This is a genomic window from Williamsia sterculiae, from assembly GCF_900156495.1.
Classification (GTDB): Bacteria; Actinomycetota; Actinomycetes; order Mycobacteriales; family Mycobacteriaceae; genus Williamsia_B; species Williamsia_B sterculiae.
This window is the reverse complement of the sequence record NZ_FTNT01000006.1, coordinates 73,706-87,213: the sequence shown is the minus strand read 5'-3', so window position 1 is coordinate 87,213 and position 13,508 is coordinate 73,706. Positions and strand designations below refer to the sequence as shown.

13 protein-coding genes are annotated in these 13,508 nt (G+C 66.6%); 5 read left to right on the top strand and 8 right to left on the bottom strand.

All coding sequences use genetic code 11. The annotated features are described in order from the left end of the window. Nucleotides 1-82 precede the first annotated feature (82 nt). Complete coding sequence (locus BW971_RS11225) at nt 83-1,045, top strand: glycoside hydrolase family protein (RefSeq protein WP_076479840.1); 963 nt, start codon at nt 83-85, stop codon at nt 1,043-1,045. 18 nt (nt 1,046-1,063) lie between these two features. Here the strand turns inward: BW971_RS11225 and BW971_RS11220 are convergent, their stop codons facing one another. The 3 genes from BW971_RS11220 to BW971_RS11210 all read right to left on the bottom strand — a co-directional run bounded on the left by BW971_RS11220 (nt 1,064) and on the right by BW971_RS11210 (nt 3,922). Continuing rightward, nucleotides 1,064-2,008, bottom strand: a complete 945-nt coding sequence (locus BW971_RS11220) for an SDR family NAD(P)-dependent oxidoreductase (RefSeq protein ID WP_076479548.1) — start codon at nt 2,006-2,008, stop codon at nt 1,064-1,066. A gap of 3 nt (nt 2,009-2,011) precedes the next feature. Continuing rightward, nucleotides 2,012-2,332: a putative quinol monooxygenase gene (locus BW971_RS11215; protein ID WP_076479838.1), complete on the bottom strand. Its 321-nt coding sequence runs from the start codon at nt 2,330-2,332 to the stop codon at nt 2,012-2,014. A gap of 93 nt (nt 2,333-2,425) precedes the next feature. Next, nucleotides 2,426-3,922 (bottom strand): HNH endonuclease signature motif containing protein, encoded by a 1,497-nt coding sequence (locus BW971_RS11210; RefSeq protein WP_076479546.1) that lies wholly within the window; start codon nt 3,920-3,922, stop codon nt 2,426-2,428. A gap of 329 nt (nt 3,923-4,251) precedes the next feature. Between BW971_RS11210 and BW971_RS22230 the strand changes: the two genes are divergently transcribed. From BW971_RS22230 to BW971_RS11190, 3 genes are all read left to right on the top strand, one after another. Further along, a complete protein-coding gene (locus BW971_RS22230; protein ID WP_083709776.1) occupies nt 4,252-4,515 on the top strand; it encodes a transposase in 264 nt (87 codons plus the stop codon). A gap of 120 nt (nt 4,516-4,635) precedes the next feature. After that, the gene (locus tag BW971_RS11195; RefSeq protein WP_200799416.1) at nt 4,636-5,073 is read left to right on the top strand and encodes a bleomycin resistance protein; all 438 of its coding nucleotides are present in this window, start codon (nt 4,636-4,638) and stop codon (nt 5,071-5,073) included. Nucleotides 5,074-5,155: 82 nt separating this feature from the next. After that, nucleotides 5,156-5,821 (top strand): VOC family protein, encoded by a 666-nt coding sequence (locus tag BW971_RS11190; protein WP_076479540.1) that lies wholly within the window; start codon nt 5,156-5,158, stop codon nt 5,819-5,821. On the opposite strand, the gene BW971_RS22150 is transcribed toward BW971_RS11190, so the two are convergent. From BW971_RS22150 to BW971_RS11170, 4 genes are read right to left on the bottom strand one after another with little or no spacing between them, the layout of a single operon-like run. Then, the gene (locus tag BW971_RS22150) at nt 5,788-7,179 is read right to left on the bottom strand and encodes an ATP-binding cassette domain-containing protein (RefSeq protein ID WP_076479538.1); all 1,392 of its coding nucleotides are present in this window, start codon (nt 7,177-7,179) and stop codon (nt 5,788-5,790) included. The genes BW971_RS11190 and BW971_RS22150 overlap by 34 nt on opposite strands. Then, the gene (locus BW971_RS11180) at nt 7,176-8,237 is read right to left on the bottom strand and encodes a FecCD family ABC transporter permease (RefSeq protein ID WP_143690310.1); all 1,062 of its coding nucleotides are present in this window, start codon (nt 8,235-8,237) and stop codon (nt 7,176-7,178) included. The genes BW971_RS22150 and BW971_RS11180 overlap by 4 nt, the downstream gene beginning before the upstream one ends. After that, the gene (locus BW971_RS11175) at nt 8,234-9,286 is read right to left on the bottom strand and encodes a FecCD family ABC transporter permease (RefSeq protein ID WP_200799415.1); all 1,053 of its coding nucleotides are present in this window, start codon (nt 9,284-9,286) and stop codon (nt 8,234-8,236) included. Before BW971_RS11175 ends, BW971_RS11180 begins: the two co-directional genes overlap by 4 nt. Continuing rightward, the gene (locus BW971_RS11170; RefSeq protein ID WP_076479536.1) at nt 9,283-10,290 is read right to left on the bottom strand and encodes an ABC transporter substrate-binding protein; all 1,008 of its coding nucleotides are present in this window, start codon (nt 10,288-10,290) and stop codon (nt 9,283-9,285) included. The genes BW971_RS11175 and BW971_RS11170 overlap by 4 nt, the downstream gene beginning before the upstream one ends. Before the next feature lie 164 nt (nt 10,291-10,454). Between BW971_RS11170 and ilvD the strand changes: the two genes are divergently transcribed. Beyond that, complete coding sequence (ilvD, locus tag BW971_RS11165) at nt 10,455-12,185, top strand: dihydroxy-acid dehydratase (RefSeq protein ID WP_076479535.1); 1,731 nt, start codon at nt 10,455-10,457, stop codon at nt 12,183-12,185. A gap of 59 nt (nt 12,186-12,244) precedes the next feature. Here the strand turns inward: ilvD and BW971_RS11160 are convergent, their stop codons facing one another. Next, on the bottom strand, nt 12,245-13,429 hold the full coding sequence (locus tag BW971_RS11160; protein WP_076479533.1) for an RtcB family protein: 1,185 nt from the start codon (nt 13,427-13,429) through the stop codon (nt 12,245-12,247). Nucleotides 13,430-13,508 lie beyond the last annotated feature (79 nt).

Genomic DNA, 13,508 nt, shown 5'->3' with positions numbered 1-13,508 from the left:
TCGTGAGCTCCGAAGTGTGCTGAGCGGTGTGCCGACCATCCGCGCCGCCGAGATGTGGCGAATGAACACGCGTGGTGCGTGGATGTCCGATACTGCATCCGTGACGTCCGTGCGCTCGTGGTCATCAACCGTGTGGGTGGTACTGCTCGCCGTCGTGGGGATGTCGGTCGCATCCCCCACGAACAGCACTGCCGCGCCGTCGTCCGGGTGGATGTACACGATGGTGGCGTTCAGCAACGCCAGCGACCGCGACATGGATGTCTACCAATCGTCCGACGGCACCCACTTCGACGTCGTTCAGAAGTCTGCGTACCGACCGTCTGCAGGTCATGTTCGGGACGCCAGCATCTTCCGGAACACCGACGGCCTCTACTACGTCACCTACACCACCGCTTCGGGCGCGAATATCGGGTTCGCCCGCAGCAGTGACCGGGTGCACTGGACGCCGATCGGCGACCATCCGGTTCCGTTCTGTTGTCTGCTGTTGCCGGGAACGGGTGACGGCAAGGGTTTCGGTTCGTCGAGCGGGTGGCCGTCGCTGTCGCCGTTCACCGCCAAGGCATGGGCGCCGGATTGGTTTGTGGAAGGTGGCCGGGTGAGCGTCATCCTGTCGATGTCCACCGGTGGCGGGTTCGTACCATACGTGATGCACGCGCTGGAACCGACCCTGCGACAGTGGAGTGCACCGGTTCCCATCATCGGGATCGGCGCCGACCACATCGACACCACCGTGGTCAAACTGGGTGGGGTCTACCACGCGTTCACCAAGAACGAGACGAAGAAGGTCGTCGAGCATGCGGTTGCGCAATCGCTCGGTGGCCCGTATCGGTTCGTGGCGCCGGGTGCCTGGGGCCCGTATGTGGAGGGTCCCGCCGTGGTGAAACTGCCGAACGGGAACTGGCGGATGTACCTGGACGCCTACACGCGCGGGAAGCTGCTGTACAGCGACAGCACCGACGGATTGCGTACCTGGTCACCGACAACTGAACTCCCCGGCCTCTCCGGCACCGCCCGACATGTAGGCGTGATGCGCGAGCCGGCCTGACGCGACTACGCCGCGAGATCAGCTCCCCAGTGCGAGCTTCCACAGTGCGTCGCGCGCAGCGGAGTCGTCCTTGCGCCACGGTGGGTAGTGCGTCGGTCTCACCTGGCGGTCGTGCCAGAATGCGCCCGGTGTGGCGAGCGCGGCGTCGGACGCGGCCAACCAGACGATGGTGTCGGCCCCCTCGGCGGGTGTGCGCAGGATCGGTCCCATCACCCTGCCGAAACCCGGGATCGAATCGGTGATCCCGGGGGTGTCTGCCCAGCCGGGATGCATACTGCACACTGTCGGATCGTCGGGTCCGGACATTGCCTCGGCCAATTGCTCGGCGATCACCACCTGCATCCGTTTGGTGCGGGCGTAGGCGGTCAACCCGGAATACGTTCCGTCGACGTACTCGAAGTCGGTGAAGCGCAGCGGGACCGGGTACATCCCGCCACTGGACACGAAGATCACCCGGGAATGACCGTCGAGGAGCGGGCGCAATCCCTGGGTCAGCGCGACCGGTCCGAGAACGTGCGTCGCGAGTGCCAGCTCATGCCGCTGTGCGGATTCCGACCGTTCGGGTGGCATCACCCCGGCGCAATGGATCAACGCATGCACCCGGGTCAGCTGGGTGGTCAATGCGGTCACGAGTTCAGTGACGGAATCGAGGTCGCTGACGTCGCATTCATGGACCGCGACCTCCGCGTCGGCAACCTGCTGACGGACGTTGTCCGCCGATGACGCGAGACGGTCGAGTGACCGGCCGACGAGATGCACGCGGGCACCGAGTCGGGCCAACCCGATCGCGGTGGCGGCACCGAGACCGGAACTGCCTCCGGTGATCACGATGTCGACCGGATCGGCGAACGGCGCCGGGTCGGCGGGCCAGAAACGACGTCGGACGGCACAGCCGATCGCGGAGTAACCGGGTACGACGGCAAGATCCAGTGCGCGGTCGACCACGGTGGCGAGGGGATTCACGGTTCAGTCGACGGTCATCTCGCCGAGCTGCGACCAGTCGTCCTGGTCGATCTCGGCGTTGATGACGTCCGGGGTGCGCTGCAAGTACTGTGGCAGGTCACGCTGCGCCTTGGCGAAGTGATCAGAGCCCACATGAGCCTCGGCGGCATCGTCCTCGAAGGCCTCGATGAGCACGTAGGTGTTCGGGTCGTCCAGGCCGCGTGACCAGTCGAACCACTTGTTGCCCGGTTCGGCACGGGTGGCGTCGGTGAACTCTTTGGCCAGTTCAGGCCACTGGTCCGCGAATTCGGGTTTGACCGGCCACTTGACCGTGATGAATATCATCACTCCACTGTAGGCATCACCGGTGGAGGTGGAGTCGCCGTCGCGGGTCATCCGCGTGGTCGAGCACTGGCTGCTCCGATCCTGACGGTCCGCTCAGAACGGTGGTGGGACACATTCGTCATCGTCGTCCCCGGCTCGGCGGTTGCATTCGCGTTCGTGGCGGCGTCGGGCGTGTTTGTCTTCCAGGCGGGGTCGGCGTCTGGTCGGTTGCTCCGGTGCCGGTGGTGGTGGCCCGTTGGGTGGGGCGGTGAACTCGATGTGGTCGAGTTGCGGGTGGAGGTCGTAACCGGTGTGGGCGGGGCCGTCGACGGTCAATCCTTCGGGGGTGGTGACCGTGGTCGCGGGGTGGCCGTGGTCGTCGATGGTTTGGTCGTCGAGGAACTCGGTGAACGTTTTCACCCCATGATGGAACGGGCATTTGGAGTTCATGTTGTCGGCGGTGGTCTGCCCACCCCGTTCGGGGTTGGTGTGGTCGTATTCGGTGACGTGATCGGCGTCGCACCGCATGGCGGGTTGGTCGCAGCCGGGCCACACACAGTACTGGTCGCGCATCCACATAAACCGGGCCAACGCGGTCGACGGCCGGTACGGGTCCGCGGGTTGGGCGGCCGGCGCGGACGTGGGGACGGGTCGGATGACCGTGTCCGGACGTTCGGCCAGGTCACGGATGTGGTCGGGTGACACGACCCCGTACCCGGGCAGGAATCCCGGCCGACCACCGTGGTCGGTGGTGAGTGTGGTCGGGTCGGTGACCACATGAATCATCGCAGTGGTGGCCTGCCCCGACGTGGTGGTGGTATCCCACCCTGTTGCGGCGGTGCAGTCGGGGTCACCGCACAAACATTCCCACGTCGCACCGGTGGTCAACGCGACCAACGCATCCGACCGCCGCGCCGCCTTCGTCCGCGGATCATTCACACAGACGTGGTCGGCGGCGGCATGCACCCGTTGCGCCAACAACAGGGTGTTCTCCGCAGTCATCGACGCACCCACCACACCCATACCGTCGGCGTCGTTCTCCGTCCAAAACGCGCGGGCGTCTTTCGCGGCCTCACGGCGCTGCCTGACCGCATCCGGGTCGTGGGTGTAGACGATGCGGTCGACCATGTCGCGTAACCGGTTCGTCGACCACGAACCCCGGCGTCGTAAACACTCCGAGATCTCGCGATCCACCGTGGCCGCGATCTGAGGGTCGGTGATCAGGTCGGTGCGGGACACGATCGTCCGTATGTGTTGCGGGGCGACCTTTCCGTCCCGCAGGCACAACAACACCTGCGGCAACCGATCACGTAGCGCGACCGCGCGTGCCAACAACCCTTCCGCGGACACCTGCCCGATCGACAACACCGTCGCGATACGGGTGGCACACAACGCGGTCGAATCGATCATCCGGTAGTCGGTGAGTATCTCCTCACCCACCAACTGGGTATCCAACTCCGCAGCGAGCCGATACCGCTGCCACTCCAGAAACGACTGCCCCTGGGTCGCATGAACCATCTCCGCGAGCAGATCGTTGACCGGGACACCGGACACATCACCGAGCAGCCCCAAGACTGCCGGTGACCCACCCGCCCAACGACTCTCGCTCATGTGTTCGATTGTAGAGACGGGGTCTGACAATCCCCGGCGCCGAGTCCGGACATCGGTGACAGTGTGAAATGGCGTCGATGGTGAGACTTAGATCGACGCGGGGTCGACGCTCTGTGTCGAGCGGGACGAATCCCGAAGGCCTTGTACGACTGGCGTCCGTGCGCGACAGCTGAGCGAGGTGGTGGCGCTCGAACTCGGGGCTCCTCAGATGAAGTCGAACCCGTCTCCCGTCTCAGTCAGCCCGTACCGGTGTGTCTACAACGTAGATGATCCGCAACACCTAGGGCGTGTCTCCTCATGTGTCTCGGTGTCCGCGGGACGATCTTTGAGTGAGTCGCGATGTGGTCGTATCGGATGTTCAATGGAAACGGATCACGTCGTCGACGGGTTGGCGCGGGCGTCCGTTCCGTGACGATCGCCGGGTGATCGAGGGCATCATCTGTCGCTATCGGGTAGGAACGCCTTGGCGTGACGTGCCGCATTCTTTCGGCGGCATCGCAAGCGTCGCAATGCCAGTGGCGGCCGCCCCGTCGGTTATGACCACGAAGACTACAATGGACGCAACGCCGTTGAGCGAGGATTCAACGAGATGAAGCAGTGGCGCGGACTCGCCACCCGGTACGACAGACTTGCCCTGACATATCGAGGCGGTGTCGTTCTCCGCGCAATCACGCTCTGGCTGCGCTACTCCGATGGTCTGCGACGATGAACAAGTGAGTAACGCGTCGCTTGACCCCGCCCTGGTGCCCGAGCTGCTGGTCGGTGACGTCATGAGAAGCATCGATTTCTGGTGTGGGCTCTGCGGGTTCAAGATCAACTACCAGCGTCCCGAGGAGGGCTTCGCCTACATCTCGTTGGGGTCGGCTCATGTCATGCTTGAGCAGCAAGGCATCGGCCGAAACTGGATCACTGCACCCCTGGAACCACCCCTCGGGCGAGGAATCAACTTCCAGATCAGCGTACGGGACCTCGCCCCAATCCTCACCGCCCTGCGAGACGCGGATTACGCGACTTTCATGGAGCCTGAGACGAAGTGGTACCGCATCGACGAACGCACCGAAACCGGCGTTCATCAGTTCCTCGTCACCGATCCTGACGGTTACCTCATCCGATTCCAAGCGTCAATTAGCGACCGACCGATCACTCATTAGGAGACACACCTAGGTCGGCCGTGACCCAACAACGATTCCACCCTCTTGACCTCAACCACGGTTGAGGGAGTTGACTGCAGCGATGGAGATGATCTCGGTACGACTGCCCACGCGCACTCTTGCCGAGACCGCCGACTACTTCGAGTCGTGGGGGTGCGTTATCACACCGGCGATGGCCGGGGAGGTCACCGTGCGAATCGGCCACAGTCGCATCACCTTTGTCGGCGACAGAGAATTCGTCGGTGACCATCACCTCGCGTTCACAGTCCCCACGGGAGCCTTCGATGCCGCCAAACACTTCATCTCGCAACGGGTGGCGTTGCTGCGGCGGAACGGGATTGAGGACTTCGAATGTCCGGTGTCGTGGAACGCGCGATCCGTGTACTTCGACGGCCCCGACGGACAGCTACTCGAATTCATCGAGCGGCGCGACCGTGCCGACCGTATCGATCACCCCTTCACGACCCGCGATCTGGTGTCGGTCAGCGAGATAGGTATCGCCGTCCCCGATGTGCTCGAGACTGTCTCGCAGTTGGAAGCCTCCGGTCTCAGCCCCTACGGCGACCCGCCCACACCGGGATTCGCCGCCGTTGGCGACGTGGACGGACTGCTCATCATCGTCCCGCACGGCCGCGTATGGCGGCCGACGGACAACCGAGTGGCCGCCCAGGCACACGTCGACGTCATCTCCGACGCCGGCGTCGTCTGGCCGCCTCAGTCGTCGCGATCCGCCACCGCAGCGTCGTAGAGCTCCTTGGACGTCGGTAGGTCGTCGGGATCACCCCAGCTCTCCGGATCCCACAACTTGGACGCGTGAAGGGCCTTCCCGCAGTGGACGAAGGTCTCCTCGATGTCGACGACGATCGCGACATCCACCCCACCGTCCCACAGGCCGAGGATCTCCGGGTCGGTGACCACCGTCGCGTGGCCGTTGACCCTGAGCACATGTGTCACCCGGGGCACGCAGAACAACAGTCCGACACCGCTGTGGTGCAGCAGGTTACGCATCGAGTCAACCCGCCGATTGCCGCGACGTTGCGGGAGAGCAAGCCGTCGACCGTCATCCAGGATACGTACCCCCGACCCCTGGTGATCCCCGCGCGGCGACACCGTCACCGCCCCACTGTTGCCGGTCGTTGCCATGAACACGATGGGCGCCGCCGCCAGGAATCGAGCGGCGACCGGATCGATCCGATCGGTGCCCTTGTCCATGATCGCCGGATGGGGTTCCGGCACCACATCGCGCAGCGCCCGCTCGTCGCGGATCCGGCTCGGATCGGTCGGCGAACCGTCAGGTGTCCGTCGCTGCGGTAACGGGTGGTGACGTCCGGCGGGCACCACCATCGGGCTCTGTGAGACCGGATCGGGGATCACCCGGGCGCGCATGCCGAACACCTCCGACACCAGGTCCTCGGTCATCACCTCGTCCGGTGCGCCTGCGGTGATCACGCGGCCCTCGTTCATCGCGATGAGGTGATCGGCGTACCGGCACGCCAGATTCAGGTCGTGCAACACCACGACGACGGTGGTCTGACGCTCGACGTTGCGATCCACCAACAGGTCCAACACCTCCACCGCGTGCGCCACGTCCAGGTACGTCGTCGGTTCGTCGAGCAGCAGGACGTCGGTGTCCTGGGCCAGCGCCATCGCGATCCACACTCGTTGCCGCTGACCGCCGGACAGTTCCGCCACCGGACGATCGGCCAGCGACAACACACCGGTCGACCGCATTGCCGACAGCACGGCATCGTCGTCGGCGGCATCACGACCGCCGAACCACCCCTGATGCGGTGAACGCCCACGCTCCACCAAATCAACCACGGTGATGCCGTCCGGAGCGATCGGTGACTGGGGGAGCAACCCGACCCGACGGGCGAACTGTCTGCGGGGCACGTCCCGGACGTCGGTGTCGTCGAGCCGCACCACGCCACCTGCAGGGGCGAGGATCCGGCCGAGTCCGCGCAGCAGCGTCGACTTGCCACACGCATTCGGACCGACCAGCGCGGTGATCCGTCCCGGCGGTATCCGCACCGACAGGCCGTCGATCACCACCCGATCGTCGTAACGCAACACCAGATCCGATGCCGACAGGTGCGATGACGTCATGGAGTACCTCCGGAGCGGGTGCGGGCGAGCAACCACAACATGTAGGGCGCACCGAGGGCGCCGGTGACCACGCCGACGGGTAACGCGACGTCGGCGATGAGATGACGAGCGACGAGATCGGACACCGAGATCAGCAGAGCGCCGATACCGGCGGCGTGCAGCACCGAACCGCGCCCCGGGCCGGCGATCCGCGCGGCGGTGGGCCCGGACATCAACGCCACGAAGGAAACCGGCCCCGCCGCGGCGACCGCGGTGGCGACCAGCAACACACCCACGACGATCAGGCCCACCCGCGCGCGAGCGACGCCCAGACCCAATCCGATGGCCAGGTCGTCGCCGAGCTCCAGCCGGGGAAGCACCACGGCGCAACCGATCGCGGCGGCCGGGATCAGGACCGCACACGACACGATCAACGGGACCGTGCTGGACCATGTCGCCTTGGCCACGCTGCCGGTCAGCCACACCAGGCTCTGCTGCGCCGACGTCAGCGACGCCCGGATCATCTGGTACGACACGATTGCCATCAGCACCGAACTGATGCCGACGCCGATGAGGACGAATCGCGAATCCTGCAATCCGTCCTTGCGGGCCAATCCCATGATGACCGCAGCCGCGACCACGGCGCCGACCACGGCGGACCCCGAGACCGCCGCTCCCGACAGTCCCAACGTGACACTGGCGGTGACCGCGCCGACGGCCGCACCCGCGCCGATGCCGACGACATCGGGGCTGGCCAGGGTGTTGCGCAACACCCGTTGGAAGACCGCACCGGCCAATCCCAGTGCGGCGCCGACGAACATCGACGTCAGCGCCCGTGGCATCCGCAGCCGCAGCACCACCAGGTCGGTTCTCGTGGTGCCCTGACCCACCAGTGTGGACACCACATCGCCGAACGTCATCCGCTGCGTACCGACTGACAGCGTCACCACGAACACCGCCACCAGCAGCAGGGCGATGATCAGACCCGACACGCACAACCGGCGGGCGCGCCTGCGTCGTGAGTCGGCCATCACCGAGATGGCACGATCGTCGGGCAGGTCGGTCATGACGGTGCTCATCGCATGAACCGTTGGCGTCGGATCAACACCACGAACAGCGGTACGCCGATCACCGCACTGACGATGCCTGCCTGTACCTCCCCGGGTGGGGCGATCACCCGGCCGATGACATCGGCGAGCAGTAGCAGCGTCGGCCCGGCCAGCGCGGCCAGCGGGAGCACACCTCGATGATCGGTGCCCGCCAACCGACGCACCAGGTGGGGGACGGCCAGACCCACGAAGGCGATCGGTCCGGCCGCGGCCGTCGCCGAGCCGGACAGGATCACCAGGGCCACACCGCAGACGGCCCGGTCGACGCCCACGCGGCGTCCGAACGACCGGGCGACCTCGTCACCGAGCACCAGTGCGTTGAGTCGTGTGCCGCAGGTCATGGCCACCACCAGACCAATGGCCACGAACGGTGCGACCTGCGTCGCCACCGAGAGGTCACGGCCGGCCACCGATCCGACCTGCCAGAACCGGTAGTCGTCGAACGACGTGGGGTCGGTCAGCAGCAACACGGTGGTCACCGAACCCGCTCCGGCGGCCAACGCCGCACCGGCCAGCGCAAGCGTCGCCGGGGTCACCGTGGCGCGCCGGCCCAGACCGGCGACACCGGCGACGATCAACGCGGCGACGGCGGCACCCGCGAAGCCGAACCACACGTACGCGTTCACCGAATCGAGGCCGAACGCGGCGATGGCCAACACCACCGCGAGCGACGCCCCACTGTTCAGGCCGAGAAGTCCGGGCTCGGCGATCGGATTGCGGGTGACACCTTGGGCGATCACCCCTGCCACCCCGAGCGCGCAACCCGCCAGGATCGCGATGAGGGTGCGAGGGACGCGCACCTCGGTGACGACGAGCGCCGCCGGACCGGCGGGATGCGCACCGCGCAGCACATCCCAGATGGTCGACGGTGGAACCGAACCGGCACCGACGGCCAGACTCAGCACCACCGCGACGGCCAGCAGGGCCACCGACACGACTGCGGTGGACCAGGTGTGGCGTCGACGTGGCGGCGACTCCGGGTGTGCCACCCGTGCCGTGTCAGCGAACTGCGTCGTCACCGCGCCTTCGCCGCGGCGTCGGCCAGGCGCTGCACGGTTCGCGCCAAGGCGTACTCCCAGCCGGCGACCGAGGCGCTGGAGAAGGCCTGCGACACGTTGCGATCGTCGAGCAGCACCCCACGGCCCGCCGCGACGGACGGGACCGCGCCCCACAACGGATCATCGGCGATGGCGGTGGCATCCGCGGAGATCGGCTGCATGACGGTCACGTCGGCGTCCAGGAGGTTCATCTTCTCCCGAGAGATGGGCACCGAGAAGCTCTTGGTCGGCTGGGACTCGATCTGCGGCGCGTTGACCATGCCCAGTTCCTTGAGAAACGCGAGACGACCGGAATCACCGGTGTAGGCGGCGTACTCGCCCAGTGTGTTACGCGCCCCGGACACCACCGTCGCCCCCTGCAACTGTGGATACTGTTGGCGGGCCCGCGCGAAACGGCCCTCCATCTCTGCCTGCTTCGCCGCCGCGGCCCGCGGGGCGCCGAGGGCCGCACCGATCATCTTCAGCTGTTGGCGCCAGGTGGTCTTGTAGTTGTCGCCGCCCGAGGGCATCTCCACCACCGGCACACCCAGCTCGGCCAGTTGGTCGTGACGCTGCTTGGAGCCCGACGACCGGGTGTCCAGGATGAGGTCGGGGTTCAGCGCCGCTATGGCCTCGGTGTCGGGTTCCAGGGTGCCGATCTTGGTGGGCGACGAGGTGTACTTCTCGGGTACCCAGGCACCCAGACCGTCGCCTCCGACGGCCAACCAGTCCGCCTCACCGACGGGTTGTACGCCGAGCGACAACGCGGTCTCGGCGTCGCTCCAGCCCAGGGCGACCACCCGCTGTGGGCGTTTGTCGATGGTGACATCGCCGAAGGCCGTCGGGATGGAGACCGGGAAAGCCCCGGGCTCGGCGGAACCCGAGGCCGACGGCGTGGGATTCTCGTCGGTGGCGGTGCCGCATCCGGCCAGCAGGGCCGCGCCCACGGTGGAGATGGACAGCACGGTGCAGAGACGTCGGAGCATGGGGGTCGACTCACCTTCACCTTCGATTGTGCGCACTCGGACCGCGATCTATGGATCCACTAGGTAGGTAAGGCTAACCGACAACGTGACGGTGTTCGGTCGGCGGGGGTGGCCGGCATCCTGGGCTGTGACCACGCCCGGACCCATGGACGTAGCCTGAACCCATGACGCAGCAGCCCGGCGACACCCCTGAATCCGACGACCTCTCCGCGGACGTCAAGCCCCGCAGTCGCGACGTCACCGACGGCCTGGAGAAGACCGCCGCCCGCGGCATGTTGCGGGCGGTCGGCATGGGTGACGACGACTGGCAGAAATCCCAGATCGGGGTGGCGTCGTCCTGGAACGAGATCACCCCGTGCAACCTGTCGTTGGAGCGTCTGGCCAAGGCGGTCAAGGTGGGGGTGCGCGACGCCGGTGGCTACCCGCTGGAGTTCGGCACCATCTCCGTCTCCGACGGCATCTCGATGGGCCATGAGGGCATGCACTTCTCACTGGTCTCCCGCGAGGTGATCGCCGACTCGGTGGAGACGGTGATGAGTGCCGAACGACTGGACGGGTCGGTGCTGCTCGCGGGATGCGACAAGTCACTGCCGGGAATGTTGATGGCGGCCGCACGCCTCGACCTGGCCAGCGTCTTCCTGTACGCGGGATCCACGTTGCCCGGGTACGCGACACTGTCCGACGGTTCGGAACATCAGGTCACCATCATCGATGCCTTCGAGGCGGTCGGCGCCTGCAGTCGGGGTCTGATGTCTCGCGACGACGTGGACACCATCGAACGCGCGATCTGTCCGGGCGAGGGTGCGTGCGGCGGCATGTACACCGCGAACACCATGGCCAGCGCCGCAGAGGCGCTGGGAATGTCGTTGCCGGGCAGCGCTTCCCCGCCGGCCCCTGATCGTCGACGCGACGGATTCGCGCAGGCGAGTGGGGTGGCGGTGGTGGAGTTGCTGCGCCGCGGCATCACCGCACGCGACATCCTCACCAAGGAGGCGTTCGAGAACGCCATTGCAGTGGTGATGGCGTTCGGGGGGTCCACCAATGCGGTGCTGCATCTGCTGGCCATCGCCAACGAGGCGGAGGTGGAACTCAGCCTCGACGACTTCACCCGGATCGGCTCGCGCGTCCCGCACCTCGCCGACGTCAAGCCGTTCGGCAAGCACGTGATGACCGACGTCGACGGCATCGGAGGCGTGCCCGTGGTGATGAAGGCACTGCTCGACGCCGGACTGCTGAACGGGGATTGTCTCACCGTCACCGGTCGGACCATGGCCGAGAACCTCGCGCACATCGCCCCGCCGGACCCCGACGGCAAGGTGCTGCGCGCGATGCAGGACCCGATCCACCCCACCGGCGGGATCACCATCCTCAAGGGCACGCTCGCGCCCGGTGGTGCGGTGGTCAAGTCGGCCGGATTCGATTCCGACGTCTTCGAGGGCACGGCACGGGTGTTCGAGCGCGAACGCGCCGCGATGGACGCGCTGGAGAACGGGACCATCACCCACGGAGACGTGGTGGTGATCCGGTACGAGGGGCCGAAGGGCGGTCCGGGGATGCGGGAGATGCTCGCCATCACCGGTGCCATCAAGGGCGCAGGCCTGGGTAAGGACGTGCTGCTGCTCACCGACGGTCGTTTCTCCGGTGGCACCACCGGTCTGTGCGTGGGTCACGTGGCGCCGGAAGCCGTCGATGCCGGTCCGATCGCCTTCGTCTCCGACGGTGACCGGATCCGTCTGGATGTCGGCAAGGGCACCCTCGACGTGCTGGTCGAGGAGGCCGAGCTCGAGCGTCGCCGCGAGGGCTGGACACCGTTGCCGCAGCGCTATTCCCGCGGAGTGCTGGCCAAGTACAGCAAGTTGGTGGGCTCGGCGTCCGGGGGAGCCGTACTGGCCTGACGGCGAATTGGGCTGACGCGGACCGGCGCCGCACGGGTGGTGCGGCGCCGGTCCTCTGCTCAGGTGCCCTTGACGTTCAAGATCTGCCGTAGCGTGTACTCGACCTCGACGAGGTCGACGGCATCGGCCATCACCTGATCGATGTCCTTGTAGGCGGCCGGGATCTCGTCGACCCAGGCGTCCCCGTGGCGGTACTCGATACCGGCCATGGCCTCCGCGAGATCGTCGGCGGTGAACCGGGCCCGCGCCTCGCGACGCGAGAACCTGCGACCCGCACCGTGCGGTGCCGAGCACAGACCCGCGGCGTTGCCCTTGCCGCGCACCACATACGACCGCGATCCCATCGAACCGGGGATCACCGCACGCACACCCTCGTGGGCGTCGACCGCACCCTTCCTGGTCAGCCACACATCCTTGCCTCCGTGGCGCTCGCGGACGGTGTAGTTGTGGTGGCAGTTCACCCGGTCGACCTCGAGCTCGTCGACCGTCCGACCCGACCAGTGCGCCAACGCCTGACGGAACCGGTCCATCATCTCGGCCCGGTTCTCGAACGCGAAGGCCTGCGCCCAGGCCAGATCCCGCAGGTACACCTCGAGATCGGGGGTACCCGTGGGCAGGTAGGCGAGGTCGTCGTTGGGCAGGGTGATGTGCCACTGTCTGCACAGCTTCTGAGCTCGCTTGATGTGCCGCTTGGCGATTCTGTTACCCACCCCACGGCTACCCGAGTGCAGGAACATCCAGACCGTGTCAGCCTCGTCGAGGCACAGCTCGATGAAGTGGTTGCCCCCGCCCAGCGATCCGAGCTGCTCACGCCACTTGGGTGAGTGACCCAGATCCACACCGCGTTCGGTGGCCATGGTCTCCAGGGCCGCCACCCGCCCCTGTGTGAAGGCGTACCGTCCCAGGTTGCTGTTGTAGTTGCCCGGTGACAGCGGGATCGCCGACTCGATCGACTTCCGCAGGGCGGCGAGATCGCGGTCGGCGATGTCGTTGTGGGTCAACGTGGTACGAGCCGCGATCATGCCGCATCCGATGTCGACCCCGACCGCGGCCGGGATCACCGCGTCGACGGTGGGGATGACGGTGCCGACCGCCGACCCGAGGCCGAAGTGGGCATCGGGCATCAGGGCGACGTGCGGGTGGACGAACGGCATCGACGCGGTCTCCAGCGCCTGGGCGATGGTGTTGTCGTCGACGCTGGAAGCGAAGCTCAGCAACTTGTGGTCGCCGACGCGGACGGGCATGACGGGTATCCTCTCGGAGTGGTCGGTTCAGGAACACCGATGAGTGTGCTCCTGGACCCGACCATCCGCCAACGGTTTT

Bases quoted from the DNA above. Each gene is read 5' to 3' on its own strand.
- BW971_RS11225 (WP_076479840.1), top strand. From the start codon at position 83: ATGTCCGATACTGCATCCGTGACGTCCGTGCGCTCGTGGTCATCAACC.
- BW971_RS11215 (WP_076479838.1), bottom strand. From the start codon at position 2,332: ATGATATTCATCACGGTCAAGTGGCCGGTCAAACCCGAATTCGCGGAC.
- BW971_RS11210 (WP_076479546.1), bottom strand. From the start codon at position 3,922: ATGAGCGAGAGTCGTTGGGCGGGTGGGTCACCGGCAGTCTTGGGGCTG.
- BW971_RS11190 (WP_076479540.1), top strand. From the start codon at position 5,156: ATGGAGATGATCTCGGTACGACTGCCCACGCGCACTCTTGCCGAGACC.
- BW971_RS22150 (WP_076479538.1), bottom strand. From the start codon at position 7,179: ATGACGTCATCGCACCTGTCGGCATCGGATCTGGTGTTGCGTTACGAC.
- BW971_RS11180 (WP_143690310.1), bottom strand. From the start codon at position 8,237: ATGAGCACCGTCATGACCGACCTGCCCGACGATCGTGCCATCTCGGTG.
- BW971_RS11170 (WP_076479536.1), bottom strand. From the start codon at position 10,290: ATGCTCCGACGTCTCTGCACCGTGCTGTCCATCTCCACCGTGGGCGCG.
- ilvD (WP_076479535.1), top strand. From the start codon at position 10,455: ATGACGCAGCAGCCCGGCGACACCCCTGAATCCGACGACCTCTCCGCG.
- BW971_RS11160 (WP_076479533.1), bottom strand. From the start codon at position 13,429: ATGCCCGTCCGCGTCGGCGACCACAAGTTGCTGAGCTTCGCTTCCAGC.